General features: G+C 68.0%; 14 protein-coding genes, 1 tRNA gene and 2 pseudogenes. 13 read left to right on the top strand and 4 right to left on the bottom strand.

The window, feature by feature from the left end; genetic code table 11:
- Positions 1 to 78: 78 nt before the first annotated feature.
- Both Ahu01nite_RS47275 and Ahu01nite_RS47270 read left to right on the top strand, forming a co-directional pair.
- The gene (locus Ahu01nite_RS47275) at positions 79 to 1,011 is read left to right on the top strand and encodes a ParA family protein (RefSeq protein ID WP_203843321.1); all 933 of its coding nucleotides are present in this window, start codon (positions 79 to 81) and stop codon (positions 1,009 to 1,011) included.
- A gap of 3 nt (positions 1,012 to 1,014) precedes the next feature.
- Positions 1,015 to 1,683 carry a zinc metalloprotease gene (locus Ahu01nite_RS47270; RefSeq protein ID WP_203843320.1) on the top strand — a complete coding sequence of 223 codons (669 nt, stop codon included), beginning with the start codon at positions 1,015 to 1,017 and terminating at the stop codon, positions 1,681 to 1,683.
- Here Ahu01nite_RS47270 and Ahu01nite_RS47265 read toward each other — a convergent pair.
- The gene (locus Ahu01nite_RS47265) at positions 1,621 to 2,079 is read right to left on the bottom strand and encodes a GNAT family N-acetyltransferase (protein ID WP_203843319.1); all 459 of its coding nucleotides are present in this window, start codon (positions 2,077 to 2,079) and stop codon (positions 1,621 to 1,623) included. The two genes, Ahu01nite_RS47270 and Ahu01nite_RS47265, sit on opposite strands and share 63 nt — an antisense overlap.
- A 46-nt stretch (positions 2,080 to 2,125) precedes the next feature.
- Between Ahu01nite_RS47265 and Ahu01nite_RS47260 the strand changes: the two genes are divergently transcribed.
- Positions 2,126 to 2,695: a cysteine hydrolase family protein gene (locus Ahu01nite_RS47260; RefSeq protein WP_203843318.1), complete on the top strand. Its 570-nt coding sequence runs from the start codon at positions 2,126 to 2,128 to the stop codon at positions 2,693 to 2,695.
- 528 nt (positions 2,696 to 3,223) lie between these two features.
- Here the strand turns inward: Ahu01nite_RS47260 and Ahu01nite_RS47255 are convergent.
- Both Ahu01nite_RS47255 and Ahu01nite_RS47250 read right to left on the bottom strand, forming a co-directional pair.
- Positions 3,224 to 4,123 (bottom strand): annotated as a pseudogene (locus Ahu01nite_RS47255) (MFS transporter); the annotation flags it as partial.
- Between the two features lie 84 nt (positions 4,124 to 4,207).
- On the bottom strand, positions 4,208 to 4,426 hold the full coding sequence (locus tag Ahu01nite_RS47250) for a hypothetical protein (RefSeq protein ID WP_203843316.1): 219 nt from the start codon (positions 4,424 to 4,426) through the stop codon (positions 4,208 to 4,210).
- A 229-nt stretch (positions 4,427 to 4,655) separates the two neighbouring features.
- Here Ahu01nite_RS47250 and Ahu01nite_RS47245 point away from each other — a divergent pair, with 229 nt between their 5' ends.
- The 9 genes and pseudogenes from Ahu01nite_RS47245 (at position 4,656) to Ahu01nite_RS47195 (ending at position 14,655) form a co-directional block, all read left to right on the top strand.
- Positions 4,656 to 6,464 (top strand): DUF2029 domain-containing protein, encoded by a 1,809-nt coding sequence (locus Ahu01nite_RS47245; protein ID WP_203843315.1) that lies wholly within the window; start codon positions 4,656 to 4,658, stop codon positions 6,462 to 6,464.
- A 121-nt stretch (positions 6,465 to 6,585) separates the two neighbouring features.
- A complete protein-coding gene (locus Ahu01nite_RS47240; protein WP_239159716.1) occupies positions 6,586 to 7,128 on the top strand; it encodes a SigE family RNA polymerase sigma factor in 543 nt (180 codons plus the stop codon).
- A complete protein-coding gene (locus Ahu01nite_RS47235; protein ID WP_203843313.1) occupies positions 7,125 to 7,853 on the top strand; it encodes a hypothetical protein in 729 nt (242 codons plus the stop codon). The genes Ahu01nite_RS47240 and Ahu01nite_RS47235 overlap by 4 nt, the downstream gene beginning before the upstream one ends.
- A gap of 89 nt (positions 7,854 to 7,942) precedes the next feature.
- A pseudogene (locus tag Ahu01nite_RS47230) lies at positions 7,943 to 9,016 on the top strand (segregation and condensation protein A); the annotation flags it as partial.
- A 1,670-nt stretch (positions 9,017 to 10,686) separates the two neighbouring features.
- Positions 10,687 to 11,511: an SMC-Scp complex subunit ScpB gene (gene scpB / locus Ahu01nite_RS47215; protein WP_438874875.1), complete on the top strand. Its 825-nt coding sequence runs from the start codon at positions 10,687 to 10,689 to the stop codon at positions 11,509 to 11,511.
- Positions 11,498 to 12,277 carry a pseudouridine synthase gene (locus Ahu01nite_RS47210; protein WP_203843312.1) on the top strand — a complete coding sequence of 260 codons (780 nt, stop codon included), beginning with the start codon at positions 11,498 to 11,500 and terminating at the stop codon, positions 12,275 to 12,277. The genes scpB and Ahu01nite_RS47210 overlap by 14 nt, the downstream gene beginning before the upstream one ends.
- Before the next feature lie 90 nt (positions 12,278 to 12,367).
- On the top strand, positions 12,368 to 13,048 hold the full coding sequence (gene cmk, locus Ahu01nite_RS47205; protein ID WP_203843311.1) for a (d)CMP kinase: 681 nt from the start codon (positions 12,368 to 12,370) through the stop codon (positions 13,046 to 13,048).
- Positions 13,045 to 14,475, top strand: a complete 1,431-nt coding sequence (gene der / locus Ahu01nite_RS47200; RefSeq protein ID WP_203843310.1) for a ribosome biogenesis GTPase Der — start codon at positions 13,045 to 13,047, stop codon at positions 14,473 to 14,475. The genes cmk and der overlap by 4 nt, the downstream gene beginning before the upstream one ends.
- A 106-nt stretch (positions 14,476 to 14,581) precedes the next feature.
- A tRNA-Pro gene (locus tag Ahu01nite_RS47195) sits at positions 14,582 to 14,655 on the top strand.
- On the opposite strand, the gene Ahu01nite_RS47190 is transcribed toward Ahu01nite_RS47195, so the two are convergent.
- Entirely contained in the window at positions 14,637 to 15,917 is a 1,281-nt protein-coding gene (locus tag Ahu01nite_RS47190) for an IS481 family transposase (RefSeq protein WP_203843309.1), read from the bottom strand. The genes Ahu01nite_RS47195 and Ahu01nite_RS47190 overlap by 19 nt on opposite strands.
- A gap of 239 nt (positions 15,918 to 16,156) precedes the next feature.
- On the opposite strand from Ahu01nite_RS47190, the gene Ahu01nite_RS51600 reads away from it, so the two are divergent.
- The gene (locus Ahu01nite_RS51600; protein WP_275411844.1) at positions 16,157 to 16,282 is read left to right on the top strand and encodes a hypothetical protein; all 126 of its coding nucleotides are present in this window, start codon (positions 16,157 to 16,159) and stop codon (positions 16,280 to 16,282) included.
- Positions 16,283 to 16,471 lie beyond the last annotated feature (189 nt).

Raw genomic sequence — 16,471 nt, 5'->3', positions numbered from 1 at the left:
GTGACCCCGGATGGGCGGTCCCGGTGGCGTACAGTCGGGCATCGGCTCCGGCTGCGGGTCGAGAGGGGGCTAGAGGTCATGGCAGGTAACGGTGAGCGTGCGGAGGCCTGGACCTCGGCCCTGAGGGAGCAGCAGAATTCCCTCGATCTGGGTGCCGACCTGGGCCCGGCGGATCCCACTGCGTACACGATGCGCCGTCCGATCCCCGAGCCGATGCCTACCGACCGGCATGGCCCTGCGCGGATCATCGCGCTGGCCAACCAGAAGGGTGGCGTGGGCAAGACCACCACGACCATCAACCTCGGTGCCGCCCTCGCCGAATACGGCCGCAAGGTGCTGCTCGTCGACTTCGACCCGCAGGGCGCCTGTTCCGTCGGGCTCGGCGTCAACCCGCACAACCTCGACCTGAGCATCTACAACCTGCTCATGCAGGACGACGTCACCGCCGAGGACGTCATCATCAAGACCGATGTGGCCGGCCTGCACCTGCTGCCCGCCAACATCGACCTCTCCGCGGCCGAGATCCAGCTCGTCAACGAGGTCGCCCGTGAGATGGCGCTGGCCCGGGTGCTGCGCACGGTCCGCAAGGAGTACGACTTCATCCTGATCGACTGCCAGCCCTCCCTGGGCCTGCTGGCGATCAACGCGCTCACCATCGCCCACGGCGTGCTCATCCCGCTGGAGTGCGAGTTCTTCAGCCTGCGCGGTGTCGCCCTGCTGCTCGACACCATCGACAAGGTCCGCGAGCGCCTCAACTTCGACCTCGAGCTCGAAGGCATCCTCGCCACCATGTACGACTCCCGCACCACCCACTGCCGGCAGGTCCTGCAGCGCGTGGTCGAGGCGTTCGGCGACAAGGTCTACCAGACGGTCATCACCAAGACCGTCAAGTTCCCCGAGTCCACCGTGGCCGGCGCCCCGATCACCAGCCTCGACCCGGCATCGTCCGGCGCCCGCAACTACCGCCAGCTCGCCCGCGAAGTGATCGCCGCACACGCCGAACGCAGCTGACCCTTGCTGTTCGCGCTCGTCGAGCCGGTGGCGTTCGTCGCCCTGGTCCTCGCGTTCCTGCTGGCCCTGGTCCTGCGCGCGGTCGCGATCCGGGTCTCCGCCCGCAGCCTCGGCCTGGTCAACCGCAACGAATCGATCAGCCCCCGCCCGCGCGAGGACATCGACCCGTTCGGCGCGGTCGCCGCCGCCGTGGGTGGCATGGGCTGGGGCAAGGTCATCTCGGTCGACGAGATCCCCCGCTGGCGAGGCCGGGGCCGGGCCGCTGCGGTCTTTCTCTCCGGCCCACTGACCTGCATCGTCGTGGCCCAGTTCTTCTTTCTGGCGTACGCCCTCACGGCGCCGGTGAACTATTTCTCCGTGCTGAACCCGTCCGATGTGCTCCGCGGCGTCACGATGCCGTTCACCGACCAGCTCCTCGCCTGCTTCGGCGTGGGCCTGCTCACCTTCGGACTGCTCGCGCTGATCCCCGTCCCGCCGCTCGACGGTTTCGGGGCACTGTGGTCGGCGATGCGCCGGCCCGGTGCGGGCATGCAATGGATGCGCCTGTGGTTCGAGGAGAAGAACATCGGCGTACTCATCCTGCTGGTCTTCTGTTTCTTCCCGTTCTCCTCACCGATCCTGCTGATCATTCTGGACGTCCTGGGCGTACTCTTCCTGCGCCTCTGGGGCTAATTCGTAACGCCGCACGTTCACACCCGGATCCCACTCGGACCGCTGCGTGCCGGCGTGTCGCCAGCCGGTCGCCTCGTAGAACTTCACCGCCGCGTCGCCCTCGATGACGACCAGTTTCAGCGCGCCGCGGTATTGGTCCAGAACGTGCCGCACGAGCTGTTCCCCCACCGATCGTCGTCGCGCGTCCACCGACACGAACAACCGCTGGATCTCCCCGCTCTGCACGGCGACATGCCCGGCCACAACCCCGTCCCATTCGGCGACCCAGGCCGTTTCCAAAAGCCAGGACCGCGGATCAACAGGCCAATTCATCGGGTACGCGTCCCGCTCGTGCACCGCCCGCAGCATCGCCACGCACGCGTCCAGATCAGCAGCCGTACGCCGTCGAATCCTCATTGTGTCTTCTTCCTGGATGTCAGAGGGTCCGTCTAGGGTCGGCATCATGACTACGCTCGACAACCGGCCGAACACGGCCCTGCTCGTCATCGACGTGCAGAACGGCGTCGTGAGCGGCGCCCACGAACGCGACACGATCGTCGGAACCATCGCCGCCCTGGTCGACAAGGCGCGTAACTCCGGCACCGAGGTCGTCTGGATCCAGCACAGCGGCGACGACCTCCCCTCCGGCAGCGAAGCCTGGCAGTACGTGCCGGAGCTCGAACGCGCCGACTCCGAGGCCCTGGTCCACAAACGCTACGGCGACTCGTTCGAAGCCACCGACCTGGAGGACATCCTCGCCGCGCGGGGTGTCGGCCACGTCGTCATCTCCGGCGCACAGACCGACGCGTGCATCCGGTCGACGCTGCACGGGGCGATCGGGCGCGGCTATGACACCACGCTGGTCGCCGACGCGCACACCACCGGGGACCTCACCGAGTACGGTGCGCCGACCCCCGACAAGGTCATCGCCCACACGAACCTCTACTGGGAGTACAGCGGAGCCCCGGGCCGGGTCGCCGCGGTGGTCCCGGCCGCCGACGTCGACTTCACCGCTGAGGTGCCTTCGTCATGACGCGCTCCCGGCGGCCGCCGTCGTGATCAGTAGACGATCCGCTCGCCACCGCAACTCGATCATGTCGCGAAGGGTGCCGCAGTCACCCGACCGGGGCAACGCAATATTGTCGTACCCCCTCACTGGTTTGCCGCCATGAGCCGAGACGAGTTCCAGCGGCAGTCGCTGGAGGCCGCGTTGGGCGACGCCGGTGCTGCACGGGCCGCATTTGACGATGTCGCGGGCCGGCACCGGCGCCATCCGTCCTCGAGCTCGGCCGCTCCACCTGCCCTCACCGCGGTAGGCCGGCCGTGGGGTTCAGAGGGGGCTTTGCCGCGCCGGGGCCTGTGGTGAGGCCGGTATGCGTGCGGAGCGCTCCCGGGGCCAGGCGGCGATGGTGGACGCCATGGCGAGGACGCCCAATCCGGCACCACCGGCGAGCACGCCGGCCGGGGTCCAGAGGTCGCCCAGCGCCTGGACCAGGACCGGGAATGCGAACCCCACATAGGTCAGCGCGTAGAACACCGCCACCGCGGTCGCCGCATCGGCCGGGCGGGCCAGGGACTGCACGAGCTGCAGGCCGCTGACCAGGAGCAGACCGTACGCGGAACCCAGCAGGACCGCGCTGACGATCAGCAGAACCAGCGACGCGGTGGCCGCGGTCAGAGCCGCGACGAGCATGCCGATGATCACCGCCGCGACACCCGTACGGAACGGTGCCGCCGGCGAACGCAGAGCGAGCCGTCGCGCCCAGGGCTGCACCGCGATCCCCGTCCCCAGCGTGACCGCCGCAGCAGCGCCACTGCCTACCGGGCCGTAATCACCCAGCGGCACGAGCACCGGCAGCGCGGCCAGGGCCACCGTCGCGGCCCCGAAGACCCACGGCGCCGTCGGGACGACCGCGGTCAGGAAGACCCGGCTGGTCAGCAACTCCCGCAGGTCGAGCCCGCCACCGGCCCCCGCGCCCTGATGACCCGGTTCGGGAGCGTGCCACACCAGGGGCAGGGTGAGAAGGACCAGGGCGATGTGGATCAGGTACGACGTGGTGTGCGGCGCGGGAAGCCACTGCACGACGATGCCGGACACCAGCGGTCCCGCCGCGAACCCCGAGGTCAGCGCGATCGTCGCGCGCCGGGCGCCCTCCCCGGGCCCGGAGAGCTCCTTGATCCACGCGGTGGCCGGACCGAACGCCGCGCCCGCGCTGACGCCGACGATGATCCGCCCGGCCAGGATCCCGGGGAACGCACTGCCCGCGGCGAGGATCACCGCCGAACCGGTCGCGCCCAGCAGCAGCGCCGACAACAGCACCCGGCGGCGGCCGAAGCGGTCGGAGATGCGGGCCATGACCAGGAGGGCAGGGATGAGGCCGATGGCGTACGCGCCGAACAGCCCGGTGACCTGGACCCTGCTCAGATCGCCGCGGTAGGTCTGCAGCAGCGAGGCGAACATGTTCGCGCCCCAGCCCACGACGAGAGCTCCGGCGGCCGGGCGGCGCCAGGCGGTGTGCGTTGTCATGATCGGAACCCTAGAGAATCAGTAGACCGGTCGTCTAGTAGATGAGAGCGGCGATACACGAGCGATGGCTGTGGCACTGCGCCGGCGGAACACCGCAAGCAGCAGCCTCCGGACCCCGTCGACGTGCACGACCGCGCCACGGGAGCCGCACGTGAACCGGCCGCCCAGCACCGTCTCGCTGGGCTCTCCGGTCACGGTGGCACCGCATTCGCCGCACGGCTGACTGAGGTCGTCCACAACCCGGACCATAAAGCATGCAACCGATGGGGGAGGGTCGCGCGTCTTCAAAGATGGCAGGTCCGGACGCCGCCACGTCCGGACCGCCCTCCCCACGCGCTGAATGTTCAACGGGGTCATCCACAGGCGGGGTTGACAGCGCCCCGGCCGCCCAAAATCATTGACGCGCGTTCGTAAGGTGAGGGGCTCCACGCCCGCCGCGGGGGACCGAGAGGTAGGGCTCGACACAGTGACTGCTCAGCCGACGCTGATCACCGATGCGCCGGAAGCGGCCGATACGGACGCCTCCGGGCCCGAGCCGGACGGTCCTGCCGAGCGGCGCCGCCGCTGGCCCTGGCACGTCGGCGCCGCGCTGATCTACATCGTGGTCGGCATGGTGGCCATGGGTAACTGGCTCGAGCATCCCAACGAGACCGTCTCCAGCCACCTCGCCAACGACAACACCTGGTTCCAGTGGCTGCTGACCCACGGCGCCTACTCGATCCAGCACTTCGAGAACCCGCTGTTCTCCACCCGGCAGAACTACCCGACCGGCGTGAACATGATGGCGAACACCTCCGTGCTGGGCGTGACGCTGCCCCTGGCGCCGCTGACGATCTGGCTCGGCGCGCGGGTGACCTACCTGATCTGGATGATCGGGGCGCTGGCCGGGACGGCGTTCGCCGCGTACTACGTCCTGCAGCGCTGGGTCGTCCGCTCGCCGATCGCCGCGTTCCTCGGCGGCGCGTTCGCCGGGTTCGCCCCGGGCATCGTGCACCACGCCAACGGTCAGCCCAACTTCGCCAGCAACTTCGCCCTGCCGTTCCTGATCCTCATGGTGTTCCGGCTCGGGATCAACGGCCGCTGGCTGCGCGACGGCGTCATCCTCGGCCTGCTCGTGGTCTACCAGGTCTTCATCAACGAGGAGATGCTCGTCGCGATCGCCACGGGCTGCGTCGTCGCCGTTCTCGCCTGGGCGGTGCTGAGCCCCCGCATGGCGTGGCGGCGTGCCAAGGCGTTCCTGCTCGGTGCCACGGTCACCGCAGTAGTGGCGGGCGCGCTCCTCGCGTACCCACTGTGGTTCCAGTTCAAGGGTCCTCAGACCTTCGAGGCGCTGCCGCTCTACCACTCGTGGGGCGAGGACATCGCCACCTACTTCTACTTCTCCCGCGACACGATCTGGGGTGACCCGATCGTCGAGAAGACCATGGGCTACCCCGAGCAGAACAGCTGGTTCGGCTGGCCCCTCACGATCGTGGTCGCCGTCGCGTTCCTCGTGCTGATCTGGCGCAACCTCATCGTGCGGGTCGCGTTCGTCGCCGGCGTGATCCTCGCGATCATGTCGATGGGCCCGAAGATCCGCTGGAACGGCACCTACACGACCATCCCCGGCCCGTGGCACTACATCCCTGATGATCTCCCGGTGCTCGGGCTGCTCACGCCCAGCCGGCTGACGTTCACGGTGGTCGGGGTCTTCGCGATCATGGTGGCGCTCGCGTTCGACGCTGCCGCGCGCGTACGCGAAAGAAAGACGATCCTGGGGCGAGGCGCGTCGGTGATCGCCGGCCTGCTGGTGATCGCGGCACTGGTCCCGCTCATCCCGAAGCCGCTGCCGGCGAAGGAAGACCCGATGCCGCCGGAGTTCATCACCTCCGGAGCGTGGAAGCCGTACGTCCCGGCAGGGCGGTCGCTGATCCCGCTGCCGGTGCCCAACCGGTTCCCCATCGGCCGCGAAAACCTCGGCTGGGCAGCCTGGACCCAGGACTTCCCCATCCCCGAGGGCTACTTCCTCGGCCCCGGCAAGGACGGCCACGGCCAGCCCGGCGCCGACTGGAGCCGCCTCACCTGGCTGGTCAACAAGACCGTCAAGGACAACAAGGTCCCCAAGGTCAGCGACAAGGACAAAACCCAGGTCCAATCCGACATCGCACGGTACGAAGCCGGCGTACTCGTCGTACGCAACGAACCCCGCTACGACAACGTCCGCATCCTGGTCGAGGACCTGATGGGCCGCGCCCCCGAGCAGAACCTCGACGTCTGGATCTGGCCCATCGCGTGACCGGGCGCCAACCAGGCTCGCAAAGCACCCTGATCCAGGGCACACCGGAACTCTCCTCTGTGATCACAGAACTACTTTGAGCCGGATGCAACTTTCTCGGGACGGCGTCCGTCGTGGGGGCGTGAGACGAGACGATGGCTCGGGCCGATCCGAGCGAGATGAGCAGTTCCGTCAGTTCGTGCTCTCCCGCCGCGCCGAACTGGTGCGGACCGCGACCCTGCTCACCGCGGGGGACGCGCACCTGGCCGAGGACCTGGTCCAGTCGACGCTGACCAAGCTGTACCTGGCCTGGTCGTCGGTGCGCCGCGCGGACAACCCGGACGCGTACGTGCGCCGCATGCTGGTCAACGCGCTGATCGACGAGCGGCGCCGGCTGTGGTGGCGCCGCGAACGGCCGGTGGCGCAGCTGCCGGACCGGGGTGCCGCCGAAGCGGGCAGTGAGTATCTCGGTGACGACATGCGGGCCGCGCTCAAGGAGCTCGCGCCGCGGATGCGTGCCGCGATCGTCTTCCGTTACCTGTACGACCTGGACATCGCCGAGACCGCGGACGCGCTCGGCTGTTCCCAGGGGACCGTCAAGAGCCAGACCGCCCGGGCGCTGGACCGCCTGCGCGATGTCCTCGGCGCTCACCCGATTCTTGTCAAGCAAGGAGTCACATCATGATGGACCTGCGTAGCGGTCTCGACCAGGTCGCGGGGCCGGCTCGGGAGCCGACCGACGGCCAGGTCGACGCCGACATCGCCCGTGGTCGTAGCGCTCTGCGCCGCCGCCGCACGATGCAGGGCGCTGCCGGTTCCGCGTTCGCGGCGGTTGCGGTTGTCGCCGCGGTCGCGTTCACGGCCACCCACTCGGGCAGCACGGCTCCGGCGTACACGGCGGAAGGTGCCCCTGCGGCGACGGCTTCGGCGACCGCCGAGCTCGCGCTTGTCGCGTACAAGGGCAAGCAGCCTGCCGGTTTCACCGTCGACAAGGTCCCGGACGGCTGGTTCATCCAGGCCAGCGACGAGGGTGCGCTGGTGATCGCCCCCGAGGACCCGTCGACACCTGTCGACGACCCGTGGAGAGGGCCGAGCGCGCAGCAGCCGGTCAAGCCGTCCGTGGCACCGCTGGAGGACCCGGAGAGCTTTGTCGGGAAGATCGTCGTGTTCCTGCAGTCCAAGGATCAGGGCGCACCCGAGGGCGGTAAGAAGGTCAAGGTCGGCGACGCAGACGGCGTGCTGGTCGGTGACCCGGCCGGCAGCGACGGCACCACGCTGTGGATCGAGCAGCCCAACAAGATCTACGCGCAGGTGCAGTTCTGGCAGAAGATCGGCCTGACCGCCGACCAGATGGTCGAGTTCGGCGCGGGCGTGCACGTCCACAAGGGCGCGGTTCAGGGCGTCGGCTAGGCACGTTTCGTACTTGCTCAGTTACCCGCTGCCACAACCGGCGTTGACCTTGACGACGGATGTTTTCCGAGGTGGCGGGGGTCGAGTGCATGAGCCTGGAACAGCTGGCCGACCTCGTGGTCTACGGTCAGCACGTGCCCGAAGAGCTTGCGCCCACCCCCGCCTCCGCAGAGCTGGTCGTCATCGACCCCGCGACCGGCGCTGAGGTCGTCGTCGCGGTGGACGCCGACGCCGAGCTCTCGGGCGAGGTCGACAACGGCAAGTTCACCGTCCGGCTGACGAACTTCACCGGCCCGTTCGACCTGCTCCTCCAGCTCATCGGCAAACACAAACTCGACGTCACCGAAGTCGCCCTCCACCAGGTCACCGACGACTTCATCACCTACATCCGCGCGATGGGCGACGACTGGGACCTCGACGAGACCAGCGAATTCCTCGTCGTCGCCGCCACCCTCCTCGACCTCAAGGCCGCCCGGTTGCTGCCCGCCGCCGACGTCGAGGACGAGGAAGACCTCGCGCTGCTCGAAGCCCGCGACCTGCTGTTCGCCCGGCTCCTGCAGTACAAGGCCTACAAAGAGGCCGCCGGCTACATCTCCGAACTCGAAGGCACCGGCGCCCGACGGTGGCCGCGCATGGTCACCCTCGAGGCGCGGTATGCGGAGGCGTTGCCGGAGCTGGTGCTCGGCATCGGCCCGGAACGGCTTCTCAAGCTCGCGATCAAACAGTTCACCCCGAAACCCGGGCCGCCGCAGGTCTCCATCGCTCACATCCACCAGGTACGGGTCAGCGTCCGCGAACACGCCACGCTGATCCGGGACCGTCTGCGCCGTGCCGGTGTGGCGACGTTCAGCCTGCTCATCGCGGACTGCGAGAACACGCTCGAGGTGGTCGCGCGGTTCCTGGCGTTGCTGGAGCTGTACCGCGAGGGCCTCGTCGACTTCGAGCAACCCGTGTCACTGGACGAGTTGACGGTCCGGTGGATCGGCGGCGACAAGGCCGAAGCCGAGCTCGACATCGACGACTACGAGGGCACCGCACCCGAGCTCGACACCGCCGCCCTCGACCCCGACGACCTTCCCGTGGATCCGGATGACGTCGCGGATGAGGCACGCCGCCTGCCCGTGCTCGAGGAGCCCGCCGAGGACGACGAGGACGACGACGATCTCGACGACGAGGACGATCTTGTTCCTGAGGTTGATCTCGGTCTCTCGATCAACCGCAGCCCGGCCTCCGACGACGAGGACACGGACGATGACGACCGGGACCTTTCGGCGGACCGGGACCTCTTGGCCGACCGGGACCTTTCGGCGGACCGGGACCTTTCGGCCGACCTGGGCCTTTCGGTCGATCGGGATTCTCGTGCTGGCGTCGAGGTTCGGGATGACGTCGACTTGACCGCGGGCCACGACCATGTCGCGGAGCTGAATGTTGAGGACGAGCGCGACCTGAGCGTCGCCGGCGGGTTCGCGGGCAACGGCTACGACGCGCAGCAGGCCGAGGATCCCCTTGATGCCGCAGTTGACGAGGACGTGGACGCGCAGTTCGAGGACGTCCCACTCCCCGAAACTGACGTCGAGCCCGTCGAGCCCGTCGAGCCCGTCGAGCCCGTCGAGCCCGTCGAGCCCGTCGAGCCCGTTGCCCCGGTTGCCCCGGTCGCTCCGGTTGAGCCCATTGACCCGGTTGAGCCTGTCGACTCGATTACCCCGGTTGACCCCGTTGATCCTGTTGAACCGGTCGATCACGTTGATCCGGTTGGGGCTGGGGGCGTACCTCGTGTGGCTGCTGGGCTTCTTGAGGTTGATCCCACGTTGGCGGATTTGGGGGAGGCTGAGGTGGGGGATTCGCGTGTTCGCGCGGATGGCGGGGGTGTGGTGGGTAATGCGGCTGGGACGGATACGGAACACGAAGAGGACAGGTTATGAGCGACGAGCGCCCCGATTCCCTGGCCGCGGCGGCAGCGTCGTGGGTTCCGCCGTGGGAGCGTCAGCAGCGGCCGCCGGATCCTGAGTACGCCGCCGCTCACCGCGACGCCGATGCCGATGAGCCGGCCGATGCCGAGCCGGTCGACGACGAATCGGCCGGCGACGAATCGGCCGGCGACGAGACTTCCGGCCACGAGGTGGGCGATGCCGGTCGGATTCACTCGGATCGGGCTGATGGCGCGTACGGCGGGGACGATGACGAGCAGTTGTCCGAGGCGGATCTCTCGGATGACGATGACGATTTTGATCCCGCGTTCGAGGGGCCCAATCCGGCTGAGGGGGGCACGGGGGTTCCGCCTGAGTTGCCGCCGTTCCCGGAGGAGGGGGGCGGTCCGGCGACTGTTGACTCACCTCGGGAGTTGCCGGGTGAGGAGGAGCCGGATCCGACTGACGTCGGCGGCGGGCCGCTGCTGCCCATGCCTGAGGCGATCGAGCAGGCCGAGGACAATGAGATCGGCCAGTCACCCCTGGTCGACGCGCCTCTGCCGTTGGAGGGCGATGACGCGGGTGATGTGTTCGATCGCGCCGCCGATGATGACGTAGCCGACGACGCCGACGTGGATCTCCCCTTCGAGGAGGACGTTCCCGCTGCCGACGACGAGCCTGACAACGCCGAGTCCGACGATCAGCCCGAGTCGAGCGCCGTCGCCGCCGAGCCCGGGTCCGGTGCCGTCGCCGCCGAGCCCGAGTCGAGCGCCGCTGCCGCCGAGCCCGAGCCGAGCGCCGCTGCCGCCGAGCCCGGGTCCAGTGCCGTCACCGCTGAGCCTGCGTCGAGCGTCGGCGCCGAGTCTGAGTTGAGTGTCTCCGACCAGTCTGAGTCGAGCGCTGACGGCGATGGGTCTGAGGCGGGTGTGGCTGCTGCGGGGGGCGGCGATGAGCCTGGGTGGCGTGCTGTCGCCGTCGATGCCGGGGCGGTGGATCGTGCCGAGATTGTGGCGGCCGGGGCTGCGGGTGCGGCGGATGTGGCAGCTGAGCTCGGCGGGGGAGCGGCTGCTCCGGTTTCCGGTGTTCCTGCGTCCGGCGTTCCGGCTCAGGGGCGGCGCCGGAAGCGCGGGGAGAAGACGGGAGCTGCTGTTGCGGTTGTTGAGGAGTCAGCGCGTACCGTCGAAGAATTAGAGCTCAAGCCCCTTGATGAGGGTGAGTTGCGCGCTGCTCTTGAGGCGATTTTGCTGGTGGTGGATGAGCCGGTGGCGGAGATGCAGCTGGCGCAGATCATTGAGCAGCCGACGGAGCGGGTGGCGGCGGCGCTGGAGGATATTTCCGCGCGGTACACCGCGGCGGGGCACGGGTTTGATCTTCGGCGGGCCGCGGGTGGGTGGCGTCTCTATACGCGGCCGGAATATGCGCCGTATGTGGAGCGGTTCGTGCTTGATGGGCAGTCTACGCGGTTGACGCAGGCGGCTCTGGAGACACTGGCAGTGGTTGCTTATAAGCAGCCTGTAACCAGGTCGAGGATCTCTGCCATCCGCGGTGTGAACTGTGATGGCGTGATGCGTACCCTGGTGACGCGCGGCCTCATTGAGGAATGCGGCACCGAGGTCGAAACCGGGGCATTCCTGTATCGGACCACGGCGCTGTTCCTTGAGAAGCTCGGCCTCAACTCGGTTGACCAGTTGCCGCCGCTGGCTCCGTTCCTACCCGACGACGTGGAAGAAGTGCTCGATGCCTCAGGCTGATCCGGACAACTCCGTGCGGTTGCAGAAAGTCCTCGCGACTGCTGGAGTCGGATCCCGGCGTGCCTGCGAAGATCTGATCTTCCGCAGGCGTGTGACCGTCAACGGCCGCGTGGCCAAGCTCGGCGACAAGGTCGACCCGTCCAAGGTCGAGATCGAAGTCGACGGGTCGCGTGTGGTGACCAACACCAAGATGGTGTACCTGGCCATGAACAAGCCCCGCGGGGTCGTCTCCAGCATGGACGACGAGAAGGGCCGCAACGAGCTCGCCGACTTCCTCGGCAACTTCGAACAGCGGATCTTCCACGTCGGCCGGCTCGACGCCGACAGCGAGGGCCTGCTGCTGCTGACCAACGACGGTGCGCTCGCCCACAAGCTGATGCACCCGTCTTACGGGATCGCCAAGACCTACCTCGCCGAGGTCGAGGGCCCGCTGCCCCGCAACGTCGGCCGGCGGCTGTTGTCGGGCATCGACCTCGAGGACGGCCCGGCGAAGGTCGACGCGTTCAAGCTGGTCGACGCGCTCGGGCGTACCGCTCAGGTCGAACTGACCCTGCACGAGGGCCGCAAGCACATCGTGCGCCGCATGATGGATGAGGTAGGTCACCCCGTGACCCGCCTGATCCGTACGGCCGTCGGCCCGATCCGCCTCGGCGACATGCGCCCCGGTGGTTTCCGTCACCTGTCCCGCGGTGAGCTGGGCGCCTTGTTCAAGGCGGTCGGCGACGGCGACGAGGACGGCGAGATCATCGCCGACGACGAGGCGTAACAGCTTTACGTACGCTGACGGCGGTTCCTGGGCCGCCGACTGCACGGGGCACAATAGGAAAGATTTGTCTGGCGACGATGGAGGTTAACGGTGGCGCAAGTAGTACGACCCGAGCGGTGTGTGGTGGCCGTCGACGGTCCCTCCGGGTCGGGCAAATCCACCGTCTCCCGCCGCCTGGCGACCCTGATCGACGGCATCTACCTCGACACCGGCGCGATGTACAGGGCGATCACCTGGGCGGTCCTGCAGTCCGGCGCCGACCTGGCCGACCCTGAGGCGATCCTCAAGGTCGCCCAGGAAGTCGACCTGTCCATCGGCACCGACCCCAAGGCCCCCCACTTCGAGGCCAACGGCACCGATGTCGACGCGGCCATCCGGGGACCCGAGGTCACCGGAGCGGTCTCGGCCGTCGCCGCAGTCCCACAGGTACGAGCGATGCTCGTCCAGATCCAGCAGGACATCATCGCCGGCGCCCCCCGCATCGTCGTCGAAGGCCGCGACATCGCCTCCGTCGTCGCCCCCGACGCCGACCTCAAGGTCTACCTGACCGCCTCCGCCGCCGCCCGCGCCGCCCGCCGCAGCGCCGAGGACGCCACCGACGTCAAGGCCACCGAGGCCGACCTGGCCCGCCGCGACAAGCTCGACTCCTCCCGCAAGACCGACCCGCTCAAACAGGCCTCCGACGCCACCGAGCTGGACACCACGGGAATGGGCATCGACGACGTCGTGACCCGCCTTTTGGAAATGTTGAACAGCAAGGTGAGTTCGTGACTGACTTCCCCGTCGATCTCTCAGAGTTCGACGACGTCCCTTTCCCCAGCTTCTCCACCGACCCCGAAACGGCTAGCGCCCCGAACGGGTGGCAGCCGATCGTCGCCGTCGTAGGCCGCCCCAACGTCGGCAAGTCGACGCTGGTCAACCGCATCATCGGCCGCCGCCAGGCCGTCGTCGAAGACGTCCCCGGCGTGACCCGTGACCGGGTCCCGTACGACGCCCACTGGAACGGCCGCCGCTTCACCGTCGTCGACACCGGCGGCTGGGAGCCCGACGCCAAGGACCGTGCCGCTGCGATCGCTGCACAGGCCGAGATCGCCGTGCAGACCGCTGACGTGGTCGTGTTCGTCGTCGACGCCATCGTCGGTGCCACGGACATGGATGAGAAGGCCGTCCGCATGCTGCGGCGCAGCGCCAAGCCGGTCATCCTCGTCGGCAACAAGGCCGACAACCAGAACCTTGAGCTCGAGGTGAACTCGCTCTGGTCCCTCGGGTTGGGGGAGCCGTTCCCGATCTCCGCCCTGCACGGGCGAGGGTCCGGCGATCTGCTCGACGCGATCCTGGCGGCTATGCCTCCGGCACCAGCAATCATCGAGGGTGTACGCCGTGGGCCGCGACGCGTCGCGCTGGTCGGACGCCCGAACGTGGGCAAGTCGTCGCTGCTCAACCGACTCGCCCACGAAGAGCGCGCCGTCGTCGACTCCGTGGCGGGAACCACAGTCGACCCGGTCGACAGCCTCGTGGAGATGGACGGGGAAATCTTCCAGTTCATCGACACCGCCGGTCTGCGCAAGCGCGTCAACCAGGCTTCGGGTACGGAGTACTACGCGTCACTGCGTACCGCAGGAGCTGTTGAGGGTGCCGAGGTAGGCGTGGTGCTCCTCGACGCCGGCGAAGTCATCAGCGAACAGGACCAGCGCGTCCTGACCTCCGTGGTGGAAGCCGGGCGTGCACTGGTCATCGCGTTCAACAAGTGGGACCTGGTCGACGAGGACCGGCGCTTCTACCTGGACAAGGAGATCGACCGGGAGCTCAAGCGGATCCCGTGGGCGGTCCGCGTCAACATCTCCGCCAAGACCGGCCGTGCGGTGGACAAGCTCGCCCCTGCGATTCGTAAGGCCCTCGCCAGCTGGGAGAAGCGCATCCAGACCGGGGCGCTGAACCAGTGGCTGACGGCACTCACACAGGCGACGCCTCACCCTGTACGTGGTGGGCGGGCTCCTCGGGTGCTGTTCGCTACGCAGGCCGGGGTGGCGCCGCCGCGGTTCGTGCTGTTCACCACCGGGCCGTTCGACGCCGGGTATCAGCGGTTCGTGGAGCGCAAGCTTCGCGAGGAGTTCGGGTTCGAGGGCAGTCCGGTGGAAATCGCCGTGCGGCCGCGTAAGAAGCTCGGTCCCGGTGGGCGCGGTAAGGCCCACGGCTGACGTGTCGGATGCCGCGGGCCCGATCCGGTGTGCCGGTGTAAAGCCGGTTGAGGGCCTGCGGTAAGCTTTTGTTGTTGCCGCGCACTGGGGTTCCGGAGCGTGGCATCGGGCTGTAGCGCAGCTTGGTAGCGCACTTGACTGGGGGTCAAGGGGTCGCAGGTTCAAATCCTGTCAGCCCGACAGTGTGATGTCTCGGGACATCGGAATAGCCCGGACCTACGTTTTCGTAGGTCCGGGTTTTTGTTTGTGGGGGTGGGGCCGGGTGGTCGGCCGGTGGGCTGGTAGTCGCGGTCGGGGTTGATGGTCAGGGCGCGGAGGAGTTCGCCGGTGGCGGGGTGGATGATCCGCACGTTGAGGTCTTGGACGAGCAGCAGGACGTAGGTTCCGGCGTAAGTTTTGCCGATCCCGATGTGGCGTAGTCGTCCGGCGAGTCGCAGGGTGACGGTGCCGGCTTTGCTGATTTTGTCGTGCCGGACCCGGTCGTGGGTGTCGTGGTGCTGTGCGTTGCCGGGGGCGGCTTTCGGGCGGTGGTGGTAGGCCGTGGCGGGGGTGGCCCGGTGGGGCAGGGATCGGTGGGGCCGGCGGTGGTTGTACTCGCCGCAGAAAACGTCGATCAGCGCCTGCAGCTGAGTGAGCGTGGTGGGTTGTGGTGTTTGGGCGCGGAGCCACTTTTTGAGGGTTTGCTGGAATCGTTCGACTTTCCCGCAGGTGGTGGGGTGGTTCGGGCGGGAGTTTTTCTGCACGATGTTCAGGCGGTTCAGGTCGGCTTCGAGTCCGCTTCTGCCGCCGCGTCCGCCGGCGAATCTGACGGTGTAGACCATGCCGTTGTCGGTCAGTGTTGATGCGGGGATCCCATAGGTGGCAACGGTTTGCCGGAATGTGTGGACCACGATCGGGCCGGTGATCCTGTGGTGGGCGCTGATGTGCAGGGCGTAGCGGGAGTGGTCGTCGAGCCAGGTGATGATCTCGGTGTCAGGACCGGGTGCGCCGTCGGGTGTGGTGAGGCGGTAGTGGGTGAAGTCGGATTGCCAGGTTTCGTTGGGCTGGTCGGCTTCGAACCGGATGTAGGAGCTTTTCGGCCGCTTGGCCGGCTCGGGGGTCACGCGGCCGTGGCGGGTCAGGATCCGGTTGATGGTGGCGCGGGACAGCACGGTCTGGTGGTGATGGTGCAGGTGCCAGGCGATGGTGTCGGCGCCGGCGTCCAAGCCGGTGTCGTCGAGGTGTTTGCGTAGCCGTAGGACGAGTTCGACCGTGCTGGCGGGGGTGGCGGTGGGCCGGGTGTTCGGGGCGCGTGAGCGGGCCTCGAACGCCGCTTCGCCTTCGAGGGTGTAGCGGGTCATGAGGCGGCTGATCCAGCCCTGGGAGACGCCGTAGGTGCGGGCGGCTTCGGACTGTGACATGCCGGTCAGGACAGCCGTGATGACGAGGCGACGTGTAGACACGCCGCAGCCTGCCGCCAGATCACCAGCCGATCAGACTGCCATGCCGATGTCCTGAGACATACCTATTCCGATGACCCGAGACACCCCATGCCGATGTCCTGAGCCAGCACACTGTCAGCCCGACAGCGAAGGGGTTTTCGCAGGTCACAGACTTGTGGAAGCCCCTTTTTCGTGTCTGACGACGTCACCGGGATCGAGCACGCCGCTTGTAGACCCTTAAACTCGGCAGGTGACGAGAGATGCCCCTACTGAAGCTCGACCGACTGTGCGAAGGTCTGGAGAAGGGCGACTGGGCCGGCTTCCTACGCGACTGGGACCGCGCCCTGCGGGCCGGAAATCACCCGGAGACGACGCGTTACAACTAGCTTCTGGCGGCGCCCAGTTGGCGAAGTATCTGGCTGCGGAGTCACTGGACCCGGACGTCGATGACGCTGGGCAGGACCCGACTCGACTCTGGTGACCAAGGCGCACATCGAATCGTTCCAGGCGTGGATGATCGAGACCCCGTCCGATGCCGGACGTGCAGCCCGTGACAATGACCCGCTTGCCGTTGT

It is taken from the genome of Winogradskya humida, assembly GCF_016862215.1.
In the GTDB taxonomy this organism is placed as follows: domain Bacteria; phylum Actinomycetota; class Actinomycetes; order Mycobacteriales; family Micromonosporaceae; genus Actinoplanes; species Actinoplanes humidus.
This window is presented reverse-complemented; position numbering and strand designations above follow the sequence as displayed.